Genomic DNA, 5,910 nt, shown 5'->3' with positions numbered 1-5,910 from the left:
TCGGCGTCCAGACCAGCAGCGCCCAGAGGGTGCCCCTGAGCCTTCAGGATGCGGTCAAACAGATCTGAGGGATATTCCCCCCCAAGGAACTTCTCGCGGGCATCAGGGGCCAACCTCTGTGCTTTCTTGACCATGTCGATCATGCGTTCCTTGGCTTCCCGCACAGCCCGATCTTTGGCCTCTTTCTGCGCTTGCTGGCGCAAGGCTTCCTTGCGCTCCTCCTGGTGTCTGCGGGCCTCTGCCGCCCGTCTGGCCTGCTCGGCCTCCTCCTCGCGGCGTTGGCCCCCAACCGCCCGCAAAAGGGCGTGAACGGCGCTCTTTTTGGCGTTCTTGGCCTGCTCAGCCACCTCCCTGACGGTGGCGGCCAGTTCGCGCACCATCTCCCGCACATGGTCGTTCAGGGTGCGCCTGCGCTCGTTCTCCTGAGCCTTGAACGTCTGGGGCTTGTATGGCTCCCCCTTCCGCTCCTGCTCGGCCTTGTGCTTGCGCTCCATCGTGGTGCTGGTCGGCCCAAGGTGCATGGTCGGCATTTCGTCCACGCCCTGCCGCTCATAGCTGCGGTGGTCAATGCGGGCGGGCTTCTGGTGGCGCTCTAGTGCTTCGTTGCACTGCATGGCCCACAATTCCCGAAGGCTCTCGATCTCCGGCCCACCCGTCTTGGCGGCGTCCAGTATGCGGGTTTTCTTGCCCAGCCCGTCCGGCTCGACCTCCCGTGTCGTGGTGAGGATATGGGCGTGATAGTTCCGGTCATCACCACCGGCACTGGGAGCATGAAGGGCAACATCAGCAGCCACCCCGTAACGCTCGACCACGGCAGAGGCAAAAGACCGTGCAAGGTCTGCCCTGTCTTTGGCGTCCAGTTCAGCGGGAAGGGCCAGCACATATTCACGGGCCGTCACTGAGTTAGAACGCTTCTCGGTCTGCTCGGCAGCGTTCCACAATGCAGAGCGATTGTGCGCCCACTCGCAACCAGCCGGGGCAATGATAAAACTATCATCAACCCCGGTTCGGTTGGCGTAGTCGTGTTGGCGTCCATCGCGCTCGTTGGTCAGCGTGTCCCCTGTTCGATAAGCCGCAGCGGCAACGGCACTCCTGCCGGTGCTACGCGATACGGTCTTAACGGACAGGTGAAAGATCGCCACGTGATCGGCTCGCTGACAGAATGGGGTTGCAAGGGGTTCGCCCCTGTCGCACGCAAACTCGCAGAGTTTGCATAAGTGCGCCCTTAATATCTAGCCGACATTAAAGGTTGTTGTCAATCTGATTCTGTGGTATGGTTACAATCAAGAGGAGTCCCGTGCAAAATGACAAACACGAGTCAGCCCGCAAAATCCAAGAAAGTTCTTGAAGCCGAAAAGAGGCTTGAGCAGGCGCGTAATGCACTAAGAGACGCCCGCAACGCCGAGAACAGACAGAAACGGAAAATTGAAGATCGTCAGAAAATAATCTTGGGCGGCGCGTTACTCAAAGCGGCGGAAGGTGATGAACGCTTCTCGAACGTGATTGATGCCCTAATCAAGCGGTTGTCTCGTGAGCAAGACCTAAAGGCTTTTCAGGATCATGGATTCACCACCCCCCGGCCAGTACAAACGCAGGGTGAGGGCTGACCATGAGTGACCCAGACGACACGGAAGATTTCGGCCTTCGTGCGTTTGAGGATTTGAAGAACACTGTCCAGCAGTCGAATAAAGCCTATTCGGACGTTGCCGGTAAGCTGCCAGCCCTAGCGAAGCAACTTGAAGCACTGGACGCCAAAAGCACCCAAGCCGCTCAACGTGTTGAGGATGCAGCGCAGGCCGTCACCAGCTACATCAAGACCGACAGGCGCACCCTGCTCATCTCCTGCGGGTTTGGAGCCATTGCGCTCGTGTTCTGCGCGGGCTTTCTGGGTGACATCAAGGGCAGTCGAACCGGATACGCTCAAGGGTTCGCTGAGGGGCAGCAGGAAACCAAGAAGCGGGACTTACTGGCAGAATGGGCTATGTCATCACCATCAGGCCGTATGGCCTACGAAATGGACAGGGTGGGCCAGATTCAGGCGTTCGGCATGTGTCGAATTGAGGGCTATAAGGTCAGAACTGACCAGAAAGGGACGTGGTGCGTCTCCACTTCCGGAAATGGCCTAGAATGGCCTCTAGCGCGTCCATGACTGTTTCCAGCCAGAAAACCACCAGAACACCCACGCACACCATTCCTGAGCCATTTACGGGCCAGTTTGATAGATATTTCAAGACTTCTGGGTAGCGCCTACCATTCAATGAAACGTCTCGCGATCCTGCCGGGTATGGAAAACGTCGGTGATGAACAGGGCATCCGCCGTGACTTCATAACGAATTTCATAGTCGTCCACGATGAAGCGCCTGACCTCACGGGGTGAGAAGACCGGGAGCAATGTACCCATCCGAGGAAACTGGATCAGAACGTCTGGTGCTGTCGTCAGCCGCCGCATGACACGCGCTGCCGCGCGCGGATGGTCAAAGTCTGCGGTCAGTGTTTGCAGGTCAGATACGGCCTTGGCTGTCCATTCATATTTCACTGCTTGGGTTCCGGCAGCGGCAGCGGGTTAGCCTGGTCGAGACTGTCCGCCCATCCCTTGACGGCCTCGGCGCTGACCGTCCGGCCCGCATCTACATCGGCCAGAGCTCGGCGTGTCGCCCGGTCTTTCTCCGCCTCATAGGCGAGGTAGGACGCCACGGCTTCCCGCATCACCCATGACCTGGGCCGCTCGATGGATTCCCCATACCGATCCATTGCATCCACCAGGTCAGCAGGCATCTGCACACTGACCATCTGCTTTCCGGCTGAAAGTTTCTCGCTCATGGTATCACCTTAGTTGGTTTTAATAACTCTTATTAAGGCACAAGCCTGCACGGCTTCAAGCGAGATCGTCTGGCCTGCTTCATGCTTCCTGAGCATTTTTCCCTGCCCTGTTCCTCTGTCGACCCAGGTGTCGGGCGAGCGCGGAGCGGGAGCGGCGTAGCCCGCCGAAGGCGCCGATACCCTGAGAGGGTGCGTCGTGAAATCCGTCATTTTCCGGGTGTCATCCACAGCAGTTGCTCACACTCACTTCCTTTCTTTTCTTGTTTCTTCTTGTTTATATGAAAAAAACCTTTTGTTTTCATGAAGATACAAGCAGTTAATGCGTCATTTTCCGAGTTAAATGCGTCATTTTCCGAGTTAATGCGTCATTTTCCGAGTGTCATCCACAGCCCTAAAACCCCTTACCCACACCCTATTGCGTCACCTTCCGAGTTAATACGCTTTAAAAAATAATTGACGCATTATCCTTAATGCGCCACAAACTTGTTAAGACGTATACGGTCGGAAGGTGACGCAGTTGACCGCAGAAACGGCAGTAAGCCGCAAAAACTACGCAGTCATTCCCAAGCATGACCCGCAGGTCACGATGAGCAATGCTCTCGTGAGAGCCGGCCATGGGCTCACGCTGGCAGAAAAACGCATCGTTATGCTGGCCGTATCCAAGATGAACAGCCGTGCGCCCGTACCCCCGGCTACGTCACTACCTCGCACCAAGATCACAGCAGCCGAATACGCAGAAATAGCGAAATGCGGAATGCCAACGGCCTACGAAGCCCTACAGGATGCAGCAAAGCATCTGTTTGAGCGCAAGATCACCTTTTTCGAGCCCGCCTACACACGGGCTGGAAAGCCGCTTAAACCCATCCGCAATGACATGCGATGGGTGGGACAATGCCGATACTATGAGAATGAAGGCTGGGTTGAATTGATTTGGTGGCCACCTATTCTTCCATCACTTATGGGGCTAAAAAAGCAGTTCACCACCTACAAGCTGCAACAGGCCAATGCTCTCCGATCGGCCTACTCGTGGCGGCTTCTGGAACTGCTCATGCACTATCGGGACAGTGGGCTGGCCGAATATACTATTGAGGATTTCTGCGCCTCGATGGACGCGACAGAGAAGCAAAAAGCTAATTTCAATAACATCAAGCGTCGCATCATTGAACCAGCCGTCAAGGAACTGGTCGAGAAAGACGGCTGGCTTATCCAGTGGACGCCCATCAAGGCAGGTCGAAAGGTCTCACGGCTTCGCTTTGAGTTCAGGAAGAACCCGCAACCCGACCTGTTCCCCCCATCATAATCAGTCTGACAAGTCCGACAAAAACGTCGGACATGACAGATAGAAGCTCCCTATGTTCCACTCATGCCAGACAAGTCATACAGTGGAGTCAGACATGACAGACGAGCCGAAGCCCTGGTCAATCCGTGGCGTTCATCCAGAAGTCAGAAACGCCGCTCTTGCAGCAGCCAAACGAGAGGGTGTCACGATAGGAGAATGGTTGGACAGAGCCATTCGGTCACACGTAAAAAGTGGCAGAAAACCGCAAGAAAATACGTCTGACAATGCTGTCAGACAAGTGGCGGACTTGTCTGACGCAGAGCGTCTTGTGGGCATGATTACCAAACTTTCCGAGGCTGGCGCACCAGTCCCAAAATCGGTTGCCAGCAAGGCTTACGCTATCATCAGAGACAGCCTGAAAGGAGTTCAGCAGCAACAAAAAGCCGCCCTACCAGCTCCTGAAACAGAGTAAGTAATACTGCCTTTATAATCTACTACTGTGTTTCTCTAAAATTCTTCATCACTTTTGCAATTTTTTCCTTGGAAATACCATTAATTGAAAACCTATAATATAAATTATGATATTGCCTATCTAAACCCAGATAATTAACAGAAACAGTATTTGTTATTTTTCTTTCTATTTCATCAATTTTCAAAATTGAACTTCCTGTCGCTTTAACAGGTATTGATCTTCCACCAGTACGATCGATAACCGCTGATACAGCATACTCTATCGAAAATGTATTTTCTGTTTCTTTAATATGATTAGCACGGTTATATTTTAGCGCCCAATCTTCCTTACGATCATGCCAATCATATACCCAAACAGTAGGTATCTCGGAGCTAACTCCTAATAAAGTAATCGCAACATTAGGGTATCGTCCCGGTACATCCTCCATATTCATATCATTACATGTAAAATGTATTTCACTTTGCATTTCGCTAGAAAATGAACCAGATGGTGAAGATGAAAAAACCGCATCCTCACATGTTCCTTTTCCCATCGAATTATCAGCAAATGCCTTATTGCTTATTATTGATAACAAGATGATTAATATATATTTCTTCATTTTGGGCCAGACTCATCAATGATTAGAAAAATAAAATTGATAAATGCTTTATTTAAGCTGTAAGTTATACAATCATTTTCTATCTTAACTATTTCACTCCAAATACCCCTGCCTTGTGTTATGAACACAGCGTCTTCTTTACTATTATGTTTAATTACATTCACCAGACACTTAACGTAAACTAAATCACTTCCACATGGATAAATTTCTTTTGCGGCTCTTTCGTATTCTTTCCAGCTTCTAGGGATTTTCTTATCTCTATTTTTACACCATAATAAAACAGATTTTTCCCACATATGATATGATAAAACCACATAAGATGAACATATTTCATTCATTGAACTACGTAAAAATTCTAGTTCATACTTTGAATATTCATCATCTTCATTTATTTCTTTAGATTCTATATTTAAAATATCTTCATTTATTTCATCTAAACTATAATCAGACGCAGATCTTATTATATCTAAATTCTTTTTATATATTTTTACTTCACCGTCGTAATGCATGTTCTTTAAACTCCTACCCAAAACTAGGCCCACGGTCATAATCCATCTATCGGGAACGATACGGCCCACCACGGCCTCGCGCTGGTGCTTGCTGCCTCTCAGCTTGCTGGCGCTTCTCTTGCTCCTGATACACCTTCAGGTGCGCTTTGACGGCCTTTTCCTCGGCGTCCAGACCAGCAGCGCCCAGAGGGTGCCCCTGAGCCTTCAGGATGCGGTCAAACAGATCTGAGGG

General features: G+C 51.1%; 10 protein-coding genes. 4 read left to right on the top strand and 6 right to left on the bottom strand.

Going from position 1 to position 5,910, the window contains the following annotated elements; translation table 11 throughout:
- Positions 1-1,142 (bottom strand): MobQ family relaxase (gene mobQ, locus CSR02_RS01970; protein WP_167384075.1); only part of this gene is annotated, 1,142 nt, incomplete at its 3' end.
- A gap of 162 nt (positions 1,143-1,304) precedes the next feature.
- On the opposite strand from mobQ, the gene CSR02_RS01965 reads away from it, so the two are divergent.
- Positions 1,305-1,607, top strand: a complete 303-nt coding sequence (locus CSR02_RS01965; RefSeq protein WP_099540391.1) for a mobilization protein — start codon at positions 1,305-1,307, stop codon at positions 1,605-1,607.
- Between the two features lie 2 nt (positions 1,608-1,609).
- Positions 1,610-2,149, top strand: a complete 540-nt coding sequence (locus CSR02_RS01960; RefSeq protein ID WP_099540390.1) for a hypothetical protein — start codon at positions 1,610-1,612, stop codon at positions 2,147-2,149.
- A 105-nt stretch (positions 2,150-2,254) separates the two neighbouring features.
- On the opposite strand, the gene CSR02_RS01955 is transcribed toward CSR02_RS01960, so the two are convergent.
- The gene (locus tag CSR02_RS01955) at positions 2,255-2,536 is read right to left on the bottom strand and encodes a type II toxin-antitoxin system RelE/ParE family toxin (protein WP_062247526.1); all 282 of its coding nucleotides are present in this window, start codon (positions 2,534-2,536) and stop codon (positions 2,255-2,257) included.
- A complete protein-coding gene (locus CSR02_RS01950) occupies positions 2,533-2,820 on the bottom strand; it encodes a CopG family ribbon-helix-helix protein (protein ID WP_099540389.1) in 288 nt (95 codons plus the stop codon). Before CSR02_RS01950 ends, CSR02_RS01955 begins: the two co-directional genes overlap by 4 nt.
- Positions 2,821-3,337: 517 nt before the next feature.
- On the opposite strand from CSR02_RS01950, the gene CSR02_RS01940 reads away from it, so the two are divergent.
- Both CSR02_RS01940 and CSR02_RS01935 read left to right on the top strand, forming a co-directional pair.
- Positions 3,338-4,120, top strand: a complete 783-nt coding sequence (locus CSR02_RS01940) for a replication initiation protein (RefSeq protein ID WP_208616786.1) — start codon at positions 3,338-3,340, stop codon at positions 4,118-4,120.
- A 94-nt stretch (positions 4,121-4,214) separates the two neighbouring features.
- The gene (locus CSR02_RS01935) at positions 4,215-4,571 is read left to right on the top strand and encodes a hypothetical protein (protein ID WP_099540387.1); all 357 of its coding nucleotides are present in this window, start codon (positions 4,215-4,217) and stop codon (positions 4,569-4,571) included.
- Between the two features lie 22 nt (positions 4,572-4,593).
- Here the strand turns inward: CSR02_RS01935 and CSR02_RS16225 are convergent, their stop codons facing one another.
- The 3 genes from CSR02_RS16225 to CSR02_RS01925 form a co-directional block, all read right to left on the bottom strand.
- Complete coding sequence (locus tag CSR02_RS16225; RefSeq protein WP_143225514.1) at positions 4,594-5,169, bottom strand: hypothetical protein; 576 nt, start codon at positions 5,167-5,169, stop codon at positions 4,594-4,596.
- Positions 5,166-5,678, bottom strand: a complete 513-nt coding sequence (locus tag CSR02_RS01930) for a hypothetical protein (protein WP_099540386.1) — start codon at positions 5,676-5,678, stop codon at positions 5,166-5,168. Before CSR02_RS01930 ends, CSR02_RS16225 begins: the two co-directional genes overlap by 4 nt.
- 46 nt (positions 5,679-5,724) lie before the next feature.
- The coding region (locus CSR02_RS01925; RefSeq protein ID WP_336469704.1) for a hypothetical protein at positions 5,725-5,910 on the bottom strand (186 nt) is incomplete at its 5' end.

This window comes from Acetobacter pomorum (assembly GCF_002738225.1).
Taxonomy (GTDB): Bacteria; Pseudomonadota; Alphaproteobacteria; order Acetobacterales; family Acetobacteraceae; genus Acetobacter; species Acetobacter pomorum.
This window is presented reverse-complemented; position numbering and strand designations above follow the sequence as displayed.

Excerpts from the sequence above, each read along its gene's own strand:
- CSR02_RS01965 (WP_099540391.1), top strand. The coding sequence starts at position 1,305 with ATGACAAACACGAGTCAGCCCGCAAAATCCAAGAAAGTTCTTGAAGCC.
- CSR02_RS01960 (WP_099540390.1), top strand. The coding sequence starts at position 1,610 with ATGAGTGACCCAGACGACACGGAAGATTTCGGCCTTCGTGCGTTTGAG.
- CSR02_RS01950 (WP_099540389.1), bottom strand. The coding sequence starts at position 2,820 with ATGAGCGAGAAACTTTCAGCCGGAAAGCAGATGGTCAGTGTGCAGATG.
- CSR02_RS01935 (WP_099540387.1), top strand. The coding sequence starts at position 4,215 with ATGACAGACGAGCCGAAGCCCTGGTCAATCCGTGGCGTTCATCCAGAA.
- CSR02_RS16225 (WP_143225514.1), bottom strand. The coding sequence starts at position 5,169 with ATGAAGAAATATATATTAATCATCTTGTTATCAATAATAAGCAATAAG.
- CSR02_RS01930 (WP_099540386.1), bottom strand. The coding sequence starts at position 5,678 with ATGCATTACGACGGTGAAGTAAAAATATATAAAAAGAATTTAGATATA.